Source organism: Pirellulales bacterium (assembly GCA_019636335.1).
In the GTDB taxonomy this organism is placed as follows: Bacteria; Planctomycetota; Planctomycetia; order Pirellulales; family JAEUIK01; genus JAHBXR01.
The window spans coordinates 1-14,996 of the sequence record JAHBXR010000029.1 but is presented as its reverse complement, the minus strand read 5'-3'; the positions used below and the strand labels follow the sequence as shown (position 1 = coordinate 14,996).

Annotated in this window: 10 protein-coding genes and 1 tRNA gene; 8 read left to right on the top strand and 3 right to left on the bottom strand. The window is 62.4% G+C overall.

Annotated elements, in window-relative coordinates:
* Nucleotides 1-67 precede the first annotated feature (67 nt).
* Nucleotides 68-2,758, bottom strand: coding sequence for a type I DNA topoisomerase (gene topA, locus KF708_21675; GenBank protein MBX3415309.1), 2,691 nt, complete (start codon nucleotides 2,756-2,758; stop codon nucleotides 68-70).
* Between the two features lie 402 nt (nucleotides 2,759-3,160).
* On the opposite strand from topA, the gene KF708_21670 reads away from it, so the two are divergent.
* Entirely contained in the window at nucleotides 3,161-5,422 is a 2,262-nt protein-coding gene (locus KF708_21670) for a hypothetical protein (GenBank protein MBX3415308.1), read from the top strand.
* A 37-nt stretch (nucleotides 5,423-5,459) separates the two neighbouring features.
* Here KF708_21670 and KF708_21665 read toward each other — a convergent pair whose 3' ends face one another.
* Complete coding sequence (locus KF708_21665; GenBank protein MBX3415307.1) at nucleotides 5,460-6,770, bottom strand: ATP-dependent 6-phosphofructokinase; 1,311 nt, start codon at nucleotides 6,768-6,770, stop codon at nucleotides 5,460-5,462.
* 31 nt (nucleotides 6,771-6,801) lie between these two features.
* On the bottom strand, nucleotides 6,802-7,749 hold the full coding sequence (locus KF708_21660) for an L-lactate dehydrogenase (GenBank protein MBX3415306.1): 948 nt from the start codon (nucleotides 7,747-7,749) through the stop codon (nucleotides 6,802-6,804).
* Nucleotides 7,750-7,966: 217 nt separating this feature from the next.
* Here KF708_21660 and KF708_21655 point away from each other — a divergent pair, with 217 nt between their 5' ends.
* From KF708_21655 to KF708_21625, 7 genes are all read left to right on the top strand, one after another.
* The gene (locus KF708_21655; protein ID MBX3415305.1) at nucleotides 7,967-9,022 is read left to right on the top strand and encodes a class I fructose-bisphosphate aldolase; all 1,056 of its coding nucleotides are present in this window, start codon (nucleotides 7,967-7,969) and stop codon (nucleotides 9,020-9,022) included.
* Between the two features lie 245 nt (nucleotides 9,023-9,267).
* Nucleotides 9,268-9,603: an RNA-binding protein gene (locus KF708_21650; GenBank protein MBX3415304.1), complete on the top strand. Its 336-nt coding sequence runs from the start codon at nucleotides 9,268-9,270 to the stop codon at nucleotides 9,601-9,603.
* 377 nt (nucleotides 9,604-9,980) lie between these two features.
* Nucleotides 9,981-11,156, top strand: a complete 1,176-nt coding sequence (locus tag KF708_21645) for a hypothetical protein (protein ID MBX3415303.1) — start codon at nucleotides 9,981-9,983, stop codon at nucleotides 11,154-11,156.
* A gap of 269 nt (nucleotides 11,157-11,425) precedes the next feature.
* Nucleotides 11,426-11,499: transfer RNA gene (locus tag KF708_21640), tRNA-Arg, on the top strand.
* A 228-nt stretch (nucleotides 11,500-11,727) separates the two neighbouring features.
* Nucleotides 11,728-12,696 carry a DUF481 domain-containing protein gene (locus KF708_21635; GenBank protein MBX3415302.1) on the top strand — a complete coding sequence of 323 codons (969 nt, stop codon included), beginning with the start codon at nucleotides 11,728-11,730 and terminating at the stop codon, nucleotides 12,694-12,696.
* 1,234 nt (nucleotides 12,697-13,930) lie between these two features.
* Entirely contained in the window at nucleotides 13,931-14,251 is a 321-nt protein-coding gene (locus KF708_21630; protein ID MBX3415301.1) for a hypothetical protein, read from the top strand.
* A gap of 326 nt (nucleotides 14,252-14,577) precedes the next feature.
* On the top strand, nucleotides 14,578-14,996 hold a 419-nt coding region (locus tag KF708_21625), incomplete at its 3' end, for a hypothetical protein (GenBank protein MBX3415300.1).

Genomic DNA, 14,996 nt, shown 5'->3' with positions numbered 1-14,996 from the left:
TCTACGCCAGGAGCAAAGAATCAGCGTGAAATCCCCCAGAGGTGGCTCGTCGCCTGGCAGATTCAACCTAGCTAGAGGCCGCCTTCTTGGTGCCCTTGGCGGCTTTCTTGGGCGATGCCGCCTTCTTGGCGGCGGGGGCCTTTTTCGCTCCGCGGCCCCCCTTCTTCTTGCTGGGGCCGGCGGCGGCGCGTTCGGCCAGTAGTTCCAAGGCCCGTTCCTTGGTCAGCTCTTCGGCCGTGAGCCCCTTGGGCAACGAGGCATTGGTCTCGCCGTCGGTGACATAGAGGCCATAGCGGCCTTCGAACAGTTGCACCGGCTTCGTCGTGACGGGCGAAGGCTCGAATTCTTTGAGGGGCGTGCGCGCCGCGCCGAAGCCTCGCCGCTGCTGCTTGGGTTGCGCGAGTAGCGCCAAGGCGTCCTCACGCGTGACGTCGAGGGGCGACATGCCCGCCGGCAGCGAGCGCGTCTCGTCGCCACACTTGATGTACGGTCCGAAGCGGCCGTTGTAGGCCACGATCGCCTCGTTGTTGTCGGGATGGTTGCCGAGATTGCGCGGCAGCGAGAGGAGCTTGAGCGCCACTTCCAGCGTCACGTCGCTCGGGGTCATGCCCTTCAAGAGCGAGGCGTTCTGCGGCTTCTCTTCGTCCTCGGGCGTGCCCCGCTGGACGTACGGTCCAAAGCGGCCCGTCTTCAGGTAGACCGGTTTGCCGGTGTCGGGGCAGTGGCCGATCGGCTCCTCGCCCTGGCCGGCCTGCTCGAGCATCTCGAGCGCCTTCGAGAGGGACATCTCGTCGGGGGCGACTTCGTCCGGAATGCTCGCGCGGCGCTCTCCATGCTCGAGGAACGGTCCATAGCGTCCCACGCGGACAAAGACCGGCTCGTCGAAGCCCCCCGGCGTGGGAGCGAGTCCCAACTGCACGCGGCTAACATCGCGGGCATCGATCTGATCGACCTTTTCGGCCAACAGCGGCTTCAGGCCCGATCGACCGTTGCCGTAGTAGAACGATTGCAGGTAATCGACGTGTCCCGCTTCGCCGCGGCTGATGGCGTCGAGATCGTCTTCCATCTTGGCGGTAAAGCTGTAGTCGACGAGCTGTGGCAGGTGGTCTTCGAGCAACTTCGAGACAGCGAAGGCGACCCAGGTGGGCACCAAGGCGTTGCCGCGCTTGAGCGCGTATTCGCGATTGAGAATCGTCTCGATAATCGCCGCATAGGTGCTGGGACGGCCGATACCGAGTTCTTCGAGGGCCCGCGTGAGCGTGGCTTCCGTATAGCGGGCCGGGGGCTGCGTGGTGTGGCTCTTGGAGTCGAGCTGGCGGCAATCGAGCGTCTCGCCCACGGCCAACTGCGGCAGCACGGTTTCCTGATCGGCCAGATCGGCCGCGGGATCGTCCGAGCCTTCGACATAGGCCCGCAGGTATCCGGCGAAATCGATGGTCTTTCCGCCGACTTGGAAGGCAGCGCCCCCTCCTTCGATGCTGACCGAGATACGGTGACCGCGCGCATCGGCCATCTGGCTGGCAACGGTACGTTTCCAGATCATGTCGTAGAGCTTGAACTCTTCGTCGCTCAATTGGCTGCGCAGGTCTTCAGGCCGCTCGAAGGTGTGCCCTGCCGGGCGAATGGCTTCGTGCGCCTCTTGCGCATTCTTGACTTTGGTCTGGTAGGTACGGGGTTGATCGGGAAGGTACTCGCGACCGTACTGGGAGGTAACGAGATCGCGCGCCGCCTTGACCGCCTCGGTCGAAAGGTTTGTCGAGTCGGTACGCATGTAGGTGATGTGCCCCGTCTCGTACAGGCTCTGCGCGATCTGCATCGTGCGCCGTGCGGTGAAGCGGAACTTGCGGTTCGCTTCCTGCTGCAGCGTGCTCGTCGTGAAGGGGGCGTACGGCTTCGACGTGTAGGGCTTGTCTTCGATCGAGGCGACGCGGAACTCGGCCGTCTGAAGGCGTTCGGCCAGGTCCTTGACCTGCGCTTCATCGAGCACCATCAAAGCCGTGTCGCGAATCTTGCCGGTAGCGGGGTCGAAGTCCTTGCCAGCGGGCAACTTGCGGCCATCGACCGACACGAGCGTCGCCTGAAATTGTTCGCCGGCCTGCTTGGCGAAGATGGCCAGCAGGTCCCAATAGGTGGCGGAGACGAAGGCCATGCGATCGCGCTCGCGGTCGACGATCAACCGCATGGCGACGCTTTGCACGCGACCGGCCGAGAGCTTCGGACGCACCTTGCGCCACAGCAGCGGCGACACCTCGTAGCCATAGAGACGATCGACGATGCGCCGCGTCTCTTGGGCGCGGACGAGATCGTTATCGATGTCGCGCGGATGCTCGAGCGCCTCGAGAATGGCGTCTTTGGTGATTTCGTGAAAGACGAGGCGGTGGACGGGAACCTTCGGCTTGAGCAATTCGCGCAGGTGCCAACTGATGGCTTCTCCTTCGCGGTCTTCGTCCGTCGCCAGGTAGAGCTCGTTCGCCTCTTTCAGCAGCCCCTTCAGCTTGCGGACCTGCTCGCTCTTGCCCCGCGAGACGATGTAGATGGGCTCGAACCGATCCTTGACGTTCACGCCCAGATAGGCCCAATCCTCCTGCTTGAACTCGGCGGGCACTTCCTTGGCCCCCTCGGGCAGATCGCGAACGTGGCCGATACTGGCCTCGATCACGTAGTCGTTGCCGAGGAATTTGCTGATCGTGCGTGCCTTGGCGGGGGACTCGACGATCACGAGTGCCTTGCCTTCGCGCTTGCTTGCTTTTTTCGCCATGGGTGCATCCAGTCGAGATCGGCCCTAACTGCCTGGCGGGCGTCGCTGCCCATTCAACAAGGCTTTTAGCACACGTCGGGGACGGACGTGGCAGAGAGCCGCCGCGTCACCTTCCCTTTTGATCCTACAAGTCTCGCAACACGTAAAGAAATCGTCTGATTAGGCCGGTGAAACGGCCCATCCGGGGGACCAATTCTACGTCGCTGTGGCAAACGTCAAGCACGATTTTGCCCCGGCTCGCCGCACCACACTCCTTTTTAGCATTGCGTTTACGTCGTCTAACCCTACAATGCAAGGCCCTGGTCGGGCAGAATTGTAATCGTCACCCATAAGTCCCTCCTCCCCCGGCTGTCAAGTGTGCCGACTTTGCCGGCTGGGAGTGTATTCGAGGCCTATCCCGATATGTCGCAGCTATTTCGTTCGTTCCGCAAGCGTCAAAAAATCTGGCTCGCCGTGCTAGGGGTGATGCTCATGATCGCCTTCGCCTTCGGCAGTGTTGCCACCCTGGGGCCAAGTAGCTCCACTCCCACCGACGATCCTGTCGTGGTCACGACCAAATTCGGCAAGGTGACCGAGACCGAGATTCAGCGGATGCTGCAGGCGCGGAACATCATCAACCAGTTTCTGCTCCGCTTGATGCAAGAAACCGCCGTCGCGGTCCGCCAGGAAAAAGCGCTGCCGAACCTGAACGACCAGCAGTTGTTCAACCTGCTTCAGTCGCAGATGCAGCGTTTCGGCATGTTGAATCCGGCCACCGAGGCATCGGTCATCCAGCAGTACGTGCTGCAGCGGAAGGCGACCGAACTGGGAGTGGTGGTCAGCGATTCGAGCGTCAACGAATTCCTGCGCTACGTCACGCTCAACATGCTGACGTCCGATCAGATTCGCAACCTGCTGACTTCGATGAACCTGACGCAGGGCAAGTTGTTCGACGGGTTGCGCGGAATCTTGATGGTCTCGTACATGGAGAACATCACCTCCGATCCGCTGCGCAGCTTGCCCCCCGCCGCGCGCTGGGAGCTGTTTCGTCGCACCAACGAAACCGCGACGGCTCAGGTTCTGCCGGTCAAGGTCGAGGATTTTGTCGGCCAGGTGTCCGAGCCGACCGACGCCGAATTGCGGGCCTACTTCGAGGAGTTCAAGGGTCAGCCGGCGGTACCGGGCGACCCAGAGCCAGGCTTCTATCAGCCGGCGAAGGCGCAGTTCCAATACGCCAAGGCCGATCTCGAAGCACTGATGAAGGTGGCCGAGGAGAAGGTGACCGACGAGGAAGTGAAGGAGTTCTACGAAAAGAACAAGGATCGCTTCCCGTATTCCGATTTCGATCCGCCGGCCGAAGAAGAGCCGAAAGCGGACGAGGAGGCCGCGGAAGAGCCCGCCAGCGACAAGCCGGCCGAAGACGCTCCCCAGGAAGAGACGCCCGCCGACGCTCCGGCGACGGAAGCATCGCCTGCCGACGAGAAGCCCGCCTCGGAGGAAACGCCCGCGGCGGATCAACAGTCGTCGCACGGCGGCAGCGAGGCGGCCCTTTCCGGTCAGGCGGGAGACGACTTGCTGCTGGCTCAGGCCGATACGTCGGCCGTCACGTTTCCCCCGACGGATGGCGGACAGGAACTCGAATCGACCGCGCCGCTCAGCTTCGAGGATCAACTGAATCGGCTTTCGGAGCAGTGGAGCCTGCCTTCCGACCTGCGCGACGGTCCGCGTCCCGAGTTCGAGCCGCTGTGGAAGGTTGAGAAGCGCATCCGCCAGCAACTGGCGTTCGAGCGCATCTACAAGGACATCGAGGCGGACTTCGCCAAGCTGCGCGAAAAGATGACCGCCTTCTACGACGAGCATTACGACGAGTTCCAGAAGTTCAACGTCGCGCTCCGCGACCATCAGGAACCGCCGGTTCCGCCGAAGTTCGATCTGGCCGAGGCGATCAAGGAGTTCCCCGGTCTCAGCGCCGATGAAACGCCGCTGCTGAGCGCCGTCGAGATGCAGGTCGAGACCGACATCGGCAAGTCGGTCGTCGATCGGCAGCCGTTCGGGATCGTGGCGTTCCAGTCGTTGCGTCCGTTCTTCATTCGCGAATCGCAAGATTTCCTCGGCAATCGCTACCTCTTCTGGAAGACGAACGAGGTCAAGGAGTTCGTGCCGACCTTCGAGCAGGTGCGCGAGCAAGTCGTGCGCGAGTGGAAGCTGCGCGAGGCGCGCAAGTTGGCGCTGGCCCATGCCGAAGAGCTGGCCGCTCGTGCCCGCGAGGCGAAGAAGCCGCTCCAGGAAGTCTTTGCCGGTGACGCCGGGCTGGAAGTCGCCAGCACCGGGCCGTTCAGTTGGCTCACGCACGGTAGCGTGCCCGTCGGTTTGACGCCGAATCAGCCGCCGCGTCTCAGCACCGTCCAGGGAGTGAGCGACGCAGGGCAATCGTTCATGCGAACCGTGTTCCATCTCGCCCCGGGCGAGGTCGGCGTGGCCATGAATCAGCCGGAAGACGTGGCCTACGTGGTCCAACTCGAGTCGACCACCCCCTCGGAGACGGTGCTGCGCGAGACGTTCATGGCCTCGAACTTCAATCGCTACGCCTCGTCGTCGCAGATCGACCGGCAAGAGTTGTCGGCCGCCTGGTCGAAGCAGATCAAGAACGATTCTGGTCTGGATTGGGAACGCATGGCCAAGTAGCGCGGCCATCGACCGCGACTTGCCTGCCGTCGGGGCCTCAGCGCCAGCGCGGCTGGCCGGTACATGCCTCGACCGCCATCCAGAGCTCGCTCTCGGGCGCCACACGCTTTTTGGTGGCGACGGCGGTTGGAATGGGCACGTGAATGTAGGCATCGTGCCAATAGCCGATCATGACGCCCGTCTTGCCGGCCATGGCCGCATGCGCGGCATTCCGCGCCAGGGCGTTGCAGAGCAGGCTGTCTTCAACATTGGCCGGCACGCTGCGAATGGTATAGCTGGGATCGATGTACTTGAGGTTCACCGGCTTGTCGATCGACTCGAAGTAGCGCACGATGCGCGCTGCCAGGGGTGGTCCGATATCGGCCTGTTTGCGATTGCCTGACGCGTCGCGGGTCGTTTCTTCCTCGAGCAGGTCTTGTCCTGCTCCCTCGGCGACGACGATGACGGCGTGGTCGCGTTCGTCGAGTCGCTTGGCCAGCGCGGCAAGCAGGCCCCCTTCCCCGTCGAGCGAGAACTTCGCCTCGGGGATCAGCGCGAAGTTGACCTCCTGGCTGGCGATCGTGGCTCCGGCGGCGATGAATCCGGCATCGCGCCCCATGACTTTGACCAGGCCGATGCCGCGCGGGGCCCCTTTCGACTCGGCGTGCGCGCCGTCGATCACTTCTTTGGCCTTTTCCAGCGCGGTCGAAAAGCCGAACGTCTGCGTGACGTAGGGGATGTCGTTGTCGATGGTCTTGGGAATGCCAATCACCGCGATCGGCAACTTGCGTCGTGCCACCTCCTGATGGATGGCCTCGGCGCCCCGTTGCGTGCCATCGCCCCCCAGGCAAAAGAGTGCGCTGATCTGATGCTCGACGAGAAAATCGACCGTGACCGCGGGATCCTGCGGCCCGCGCGACGAGCCGAGCACCGTGCCACCCTGCCGGTGGATGTTCTCGACGAACTGCGGCGTGAGCAAGATCGGCGGGTCCCCCTCGCGCGGGTTCAGACCACGATAGCCGTAGCGAATGCCCCACACGTTGGCCACGCCGTAGTTGTGGTGCAATTCGAGAAACAACGAACGGATGACATTGTTCAGACCCGGGCAGAGTCCTCCACAGGTCACGATGGCGACGTTCGTCTGCGGCGGATCGAAAAAGATCTGCTCGCGCGGGCCGGCTTTTTCGAACAGCAGGTCCTGCGTGGCGTCGGGGGAACGGCCGTCTGGCAACTCGATGACGTAACGCACGCGTGCTTCGTCCAGCACGAAATCGCCAATGCCGTCACCTGGCGTTGTCGACAGGCAGAGAGGTGAACGGTGGCGGCGCTCACCCAGGTTGGTCACGACCAGATTTGCTTGCGCGAGCATGGGCCCTTCGATCGTCGAGGGAGGAAACGCGTCAGAACGCACCCGACAGCGAATCGGTAGCGTCGCGAATGGTTCTCGCGCTGTGTTGCAGCGCTCGTTCTTCGTCGGCGTTGAGCGGCGGCGGAAATTCGGTCAGCACGCCCGCCCCCCCCACGAGTCGTGGTAGCGAGAGGGTGACTTGCTCGACACCGGCGATGGCATCGGTCTGGCTCGAGACGGTGAGCATGGCGCGCTGATCGCCGAGCACGGCGCTGGCGATGCGGGCCAGCGCGCTGGCGACGCCATAGTAGGTGGCTCCCTTGCCGGCGATAATCATTTGCGCCGCGTCGCGCACCTCGTGATCGATGCGTTGTCGCACCTCTTCGGACAGGCAGATGCCCGTCGTCGCCGCGAAATGATCGAGCGGCAAGCCCCCCACGTTCACCAGCGACCAGGTGAGCACTTCGGTATCGCCGTGCTCGCCCAGGACATAAGCATGCACGTGGTGTGCGTCGATCCCCAGGTGCTGTCCCAACATGGCCCGAAAACGGGCGGTATCGAGGGTGGTGCCCGAGCCGAGCACGCGCGAGCGGGGCAAGCCGAGGCGTTCAGCCAGCGTGGCGGCGACGTGCGTCATCACGTCGACTGGATTCGTCGCGACGACCAGCACGGCCTCGGGGGCGTAGCGCAAGATCTTAGGCACGATATCGCTGAAGACCGCCGCGTTACGCGCGAGGAGCGCCAGTCGCGATTCGCCCGGCTGTTGGCCGACCCCCGCCGCCAGGATGACCAGTTGGGACCCTTTCAGGTCGGGAAAGTCGCCGGCCCGTACCTCGAGTGGATGGGCGAAGGGGACCGCGTGCAGGATGTCGTCCGCTTCGGCTTCTGCCCGCGGCAGGGCCTTGTCGACGAGCACGATCTCGCGGCCGACGCCGCGCATGACCAGGGCATAGGCCGCCGTCGCTCCGACGAATCCGCTGCCGACGATGCCGATCTTCATGGTGGCTTCACTCTCGGCGAGAGACGTTTTTTTCGCGGGCGGCGCCAGCATAGCGCCCTCATCCTGCTGCTGTTGTTACGGCGGTGGAGAGGGGGTGTCAAGCGTTGGCGCGGTTCTCCGTAGTCCTAGTCGACCGCCGAGAGAAGCGTTATGATTGCCCGCGTTGACGCGATTTTGACAAATCAGGCATGTCCCCCCGCAGGCGGTGGAGTTGAAGATGATCGAAAAAGTAATTGAACTGCTGGGTGAAGACGGCAAGGCCCTGCTGGCCCACAAGTCGACCACGATTCCGCGCGAATCGCTGCACCTGCCCTGTCCTGATTCGGTCGATCGTTACTTCGTGCCGAGCGATCGCAATCTCCGCGTTCTGGCCAATCTCGAGCGTCTCAATCAGGCGGGCCGTCTGGCCAACACCGGCTACATCTCGATCCTGCCGGTCGATCAAGGCATCGAGCACTCGGCCGGCGCCTCGTTCGCGCCGAACCCCGCCTACTTCGATCCCGAGAACATCGTGCGACTGGCGATCGAAGGGGGCTGCAGCGGCGTCGCGTCGACGTTCGGCGTGCTGGGCCTCGTGGCCCGCAAATATGCCCACAAGATTCCCTTCATCGTCAAGGTGAATCACAACGAACTGCTGAGCCTGCCGGCGCGTCACGATCAGATCATGTATGGTCTGGTCGAAGAGGCCTACCACATGGGGGCGGCGGCCATTGGCGCCACGATCTACTTCGGCTCGCCGGAATCGGCGCGGCAGATCATCGAGGTCTCGCAGGCCTTCTACAAGGCGCACGAGTTGGGCATGGCCACGATTCTGTGGTGCTACTTGCGGAACCCGGCCTTCACCACGCCCGACAAGGACTACCACGTGGCCGCCGACCTGACCGGTCAGGCGAACCACCTGGGGGTCACGATTCAAGCGGATATCATCAAGCAGAAGCTGCCCGAGAACAACGGCGGTTACAAGGCGATCAAGTTCGGCAAGACGTCGCCCCTGGTGTATGAGAAGCTGACCTCGGACAACCCGATCGACCTGTGCCGTTACCAGGTGGCGAATTGCTACATGGGACGCGTCGGTTTGATCAACTCGGGTGGCGCCTCGGCGGGCGATTCCGACCTGGCCGAAGCGGTCCGCACGGCCGTCATCAACAAGCGTGCCGGCGGCATGGGGCTCATCAGCGGTCGCAAGGCGTTCCAACGTCCGATGGCCGAGGGCGCCAAGTTGCTCCACGCGATCCAAGACGTCTATCTCGATCCGCAGATCACCGTGGCTTAAGCGGCGGCGCGGTTCAGGCCGGCAGGCATGCCTGGCCAGCTCGACTCGGGTGATTACCCCGACTGCCCGGGTCAGCAACCTCCGCCAAACCGTCCGGGTTGTGCAATCTTGCCTTGCAGCCACGGTGGAAGCCGCTAGACTTATGCCCATTCATGACGGCTGCCTTGTCGGGACTGCCCTTCGCACCCGGGCGCGCATGACGATTGCGGGCGAGTAATCGCCCAGGTAGAGGAGTTGTTCCGTATATGGGGAAAAGGTTGTACGTCGGAAACCTGGTGTACGCGGTGACCAGCGCTGACTTGAACTCGCTCTTCGCGCAGTACGGCACCGTCAACAGTGCCCAAGTGATCGAAGACCGCGAGACCGGTCGCAGCAAGGGGTTCGCGTTTGTGGAAATGGGATCGGACGCCGAGGCGCAAGCCGCGATCGATGGCTTGCACGGCTATGATCTCAAGGGCCGCCCGTTGACCGTCAATGAAGCTAAGCCCCGCGAAGATCGTGGCGGCGGCGGCGGTGGTGGCGGACGTGGTGGATACGGTGGCGGCGGCGGCGGTCGTGGTTACGGCGGTGGTCGTCGCTAGTGGGTGAGCGCGCCGCGTCCCATGGACGTCGGCGCGCAACCACATCGTTTCCTCTCCGCGCGCGGTCTCGAAAGGCCGTTCTCTGGCAGTGTTCCACTGCGGCGCTCTTTTTGCGCGCCTTTTGGTCCGGCCATGATGTTTGTGCCGGATCGTCCGAACCGGCCGTTTGCGCCGGCGGTCTGCGCGCCGTTATCTGCTTTGCATGCGTCGCGACGCGACAAGAGCATTGCCTAGTCGCGGCCTGGTGGCTTCCGGGCGGCGGAAGTGAGTCCATGTTCTCCCCCCCGTAGCTCGCTGCGAGCTAGGGTTGGATCGAAAGTTCCCCACCACTCGAGTGGGGTAGTTCCAACCTTCACCAGCGTGCCGTGGGACAGAACATGTCGTCGATCGCGAGCTCGTCAACTTCGGACCAATACGATCCCACGACCTTGGCCGGCTACGAGACACCGGTATCGGTTGGTCCGGCGACCGCTGACGAGCCGCAAGTTGTTGCGAACGCTCCGGCGCCAGCGAGCAACGCGCCTGCTGCAGAACCTTGTGCGAAATGCCAGGCTCGCACGTTCACGCGCGGCGCCGAGTGGTGCTCGGCCTGTGGTTGGTATCCGCGTTTGGGTTTCTATGTCGAACCGGATCCCGTCGCCGATCCGAATGCCTCGTCGAAGCCCAAGCCCTGGTACCAGGAGATTCCGCTCTGGGCCTGGAAGCTGGGGGCGGGCGTGGCGGCCCTGGGCCTGATTGCCATCATCGGACGCGTGCTGACCACCGACGGCGGCCTCGCACGCATGGTCTGGGCGCTGGCGATGTTCTGCGGCGGCCTGCTCGCCGTGTCCATCGCACACGTGCTGGCCTATGCCAACGCGGTATTCCACGACGCTCAGCTAGGACCACTCGATTTCGTGCTCAAGCCGCTGGCGGTGTGGGGTACCACCTTCCGTGCTTTTCCCGAGACCTTTCGTCGCGTGGCTTCGGCCGCTTGGGGCTTCTCGTCCGCCTTCTTCGCCATGGCGGTCGTAGGGGGCCTGCCGTATTACCTGCTCTGGAGTTGGACGGGTGATAAGGCTGCCCCCAAGACGAATCTGGTTCATGCGGTCGTTTCGCAAGGCATCGATGATCGCGGCACCGGCAATGAAGATCTTGCCGGCTCGATCAAGGACTTTGCCGGCGAAAAGGGGGACGAGAAAGACAAAGACCAGGAGAAACAGCCCGAGGATGAAGCGGCGCGCGAGTTGGCCAAGCGACCGCGCTCGGTCGACTGCGTCGTGCTGGGCTACCTGCCGCAAGGCAAGACGAGCTTCGAATCGCTCGTGCTGGGCGCCGATGTCGACGGCAAGCTCAAGGTCGTGGGGCTGGTCTCAGACGGCATCTCGCCGGAATTGAAGACCGAGTTGATGGAACGTATGAAAGATCTGCAGCGCGACAAGCCCCTCGTGCCGAGCCAGATCGAAGCCATCTGGCTCGATCCGAAGTTGACCTGTCGCATTCGTTTCAAGAACTGGACCGATAAGAAGCGTCTCTCCAGCCCGCGCTTGCAGGAGATGCTGACCGATCTCTAATCGCCGGCAACGATCGATCTTGGTTCGGCGCTGAAGCGGGGATTTTTGCCGGCGCCGGTCGTGGCGACATGTGCGGCACGGCGCGAGACGGTCGGGGGCGAAGCCGATTTCGGCCGCTTTGCCCCGAACCACCGAGACGGTAGAATCTCTTTCCACATGCTGGCCGTGGTGGGAGGCATGCCGAGGAGGATCGAGGGAAGCCCCTTCGTCCGCCGGAAATCGCCTTCGCTCGCTGGTCAGCAGTCGCAGCTCCCACTGGTTGGGACGATGCGCCCGTGGCGCAACTGGATAGCGCATCGGTCTTCGGAACCGAGGGTTGCAGGTTCGAATCCTGCCGGGCGTGCTTTTTTCTCCGGCGATGCGAGATTGGTGGTCAGACCACCGCTCGCGATCGATTCTGGGCCAGCCCGTACGCACGCCCGACGGTGCAGTTTCATAGAATGCCTGATAAGGGGCCCCCTGCTGCACGCTCGTGCGACTGGGCTTCCCCACTTTCACTTGTTTGGCCTGCGCCGGACCGCTAATCTGCCGCACTTTTCCTGGCAGAAGGTTCCTTTCGGTGCGAGGCCTCATGTCTACGGCAATTCGCTGTATCTTGCTGAGCTGTTTGGTTTTGTGGTGTGGCGCGGCAGGGGCCCAAGAGATCGAAGGCCCGCAGTTGCTCCGCTTGCCCCCCACGGCGCCGGCGGCCATTCCCACGCCCCAAGCTGCGGCTAGCACTGCCAGCGGCGCTAGCGCCGAGGCCGCCCCTGTGTCCGCCACGGAGCAGGCCGCGGCCGAGGATGCCGCCGAATCGGGCGAAGAGAACCTCGTGGCCGAGGAGGTCGCCGCGCCCGAGGAAGAGCGCGTTTACTCGTGGTACGACGTGCGCCAATGGATGCCGCGCGAGGGCTTCGAAGCGAGCGCCGAAATGGGGCTCAATGGCACGGCAGGCAATACCGAGACCCTTTCCGAACGCATCGGCAGCAATATCAAGTGGACGCGCGGCCAGAACACCTGGGATTTCAACGGCATTTACAACATGTCGTCGGAGAATGGGCAGCAGACGGCGAACAATGCCCTGGGGCAGGCCCGCTTCGAGCACGCCATCGGCGACTCGCGCTGGTCGCTCTACAGCTTGAGCCTGATCGAATACGACGAGTTCCGCACCTTCGATGTGCGGCTGGCCACGAATCTCGGTTTCGGTTACCTCATCATCAAGAACGACCGCACGAAGTTGAACTTCCGCCTGGGTTCGGGCGTGTCGAAGGAGCTGGACGGACCGGATCAAGATCCCGTGCCCGAGGCCGACATCGGCGTCGACTTCGAGCATCAACTCACCAGGCGGCAGAAGATCAACTGCATCACCGATTACTATCCCGACTGGACCAATTGGGCCACCAGCTATCGCATCATCACGACCGCCGGCTGGGAATTTTTGATCGACGAGGAGATGCACCTCAGTCTCAAGGCGGCGATTCTGAATCGCTACGACAGCACCGGCGACGGGGCAAGGCCGAACGACTTGAACTACTCGCTGCTGCTCATGTGGAAGACCTGACGCGCCGCGGCGCGCAGGAACGCTCACTCGGCCAGTTGCGGAAGCAACAGAAGAGGTTCCTATTCGGAGCGCTTGCTTGCAGTTGAATCATACTGGTCAGCGAGGAGCCGCCTCGCTCACGCTTCGCGCTTGAGATGCGCGTTCGGCAGTTTCCCCATCTGCGTCTATCTGCGTCCATCTGTGGATCAAGTCGTTCGGCCTCTCGACTCAGTCCAGGGGGTGATCCGCAGATTTTCGCAGAGACACGCAGATAACGGGCAGGATTGAGCTGGAGCCGCCTCGCTCACGCTTTTTGAAGTTGCGCTTTTCGAGGCTCCTTGTCTGTATTCTCCGCAAATCGGCAGGATTTTGGTGTGTCGTCGAACGCTGTTCTTCGTTTGCTCCGGCACCTCATCTTAAGCGCGAAGAACAAGTGTCAGGTACGGAGTACCTGACACTTGTTCGGACGAGCGCAGCTCGGCTCTGGGTGCCACCGGCTCTGCCAGTGTCTGGTGAATTGAAGTGAAGAGGTTCTTTGATCGTTCGAGTCGAGCCTGGCGCGCGGCTGCCGTTTTAGACTTGGAATACGGTTGCTCGACTCGGCAGAGCCAGTGCCACCCAGTGTTGGCCGCATCCCACCGAAGGGGCCGAGCTTACCGCTTCGCTCTGGTCAGGTAGAGGGCTACTTGACCTACTACTACAAAATCGTTGTTGCATCGCCCTTGTGTTTTCCCTCGCTGACGCCTCGCGCTTGGGATGCGTATTCCGCAGTCCCCATCTGCGTCTATCTGCGTCCCTCTGTGGATCAAGTCGTTCGGCCTCTCGACTCAGTCCAGGGGGTGATCCGCAGATTTTCGCAGAGACACGCAGATGCAGATAACGGGCAGGATTGAGCTGGAGCCGCCTCACTCCCCCTCGGGGCATCGGTGGCGTGGGGATCGATCATGGAACTGGGTTGCCCAGTGCGGGTTGGGGGCGTTCCGCGGGGGGGCGGTTTTTCTGACTGCCGCCGCGACCAGACTCGGCATAAAATGGGCGGGCCGGCATCGCCACGCGCGACGTCGGAGACAATTTGAAATGACGCGCGAGCGTCAAGACGCTGCTTCCGCGAAAACCGGCAAGTTGGAAGTAAAGAAGCAGTGCCTTGCAGCCGCGCCCCGAAAGGGGCGTCGGCCAGGGCACGTTCTTTACACCCCTTGGCGGGGGTTCCCGGAGCGGCTTTGGTTCGACGCCCTGTTTTATTGGGGACGCGGCAATGCAAGCTTCGGCGGACGACTTCTTGGCGGGCGATGACGAGGGGCAGGCCCCCTTTCCCCTCGCGCCCGACGTCTGGAAGCGCATCGCCGAGCAAATGAGGCTCTCCGACCAGCAGCGCGCGATTGTCGAGCTGCTCTTGCAACGCAAAAAGTGCAAGCAGATCGGGCCAGCGTCGGGCATCGCTCAGCCGACGGTGGAAACCTACCTCAAGCGCGTCTACCAGCGGCACGGCGTCCGCGATCACACGGAGCTACTGCTCCACATCATGGCGCTCAGCCAGCAGGTGCCCCGCAACGGTGCGTGTCGTGGCGAGTCATGACATGGCGCCCCATGACATGGCAGATCGCGGCTTTTCGTGGTGGCCGTGCCGAATACTTTGAGCGTTGCATTGCAATTGCTTTGAGGTCCCCATTCGGACAAGTTTCAAATTGCTATCTCAATTCGGAAAGGATCGCTACTGGCACCAGAATCATCTGCCCGAAGAAAAGGCACTGGTTGCCTCATAACATTCGCGATCCTTGAATCCGGGCATTTTCTCTGTCTCATGCGGCCTTCGGCCCGCTATGCGTCAAGTCTCGCACGGCGACAAGGACAAATCGTTCCTGACGCCTGCCGCGCCAGTCACTTGCTCAGACGGATTCTTTCTTGCAGGATGCGGCAACACATACGCTACAAAATTCTATTGGGGTCAAAATGCAAAAAGTCACAATGCCGTGTTTTCTGTTGATCGTTCTTGCCATCGCTTCACCATCCGTAAGGGGAGCGAGTCTCTATTGGACGCAGAACGGCGACATTTACCACGCGAACATGGACGGCTCCAACGTCGCTCCAATCTACACGCGTGGCCCCTCAGACTTCCTCACGGCACATCTCGACGTTGATTTGCAGAATCGACACATCTATTGGCTCGGCGTTTATCCATCCGGACCATATGCAATCCGTCGGAGCGATCTGGATGGGCAGAATATCCAGGATGTGATTACATCCGGACTGGGACCTGCCGCCGTGTACGGCCTAGCGGTCGATGCCGTAAATCAGAAGCTGTATACAGGCTCGCACGTCTC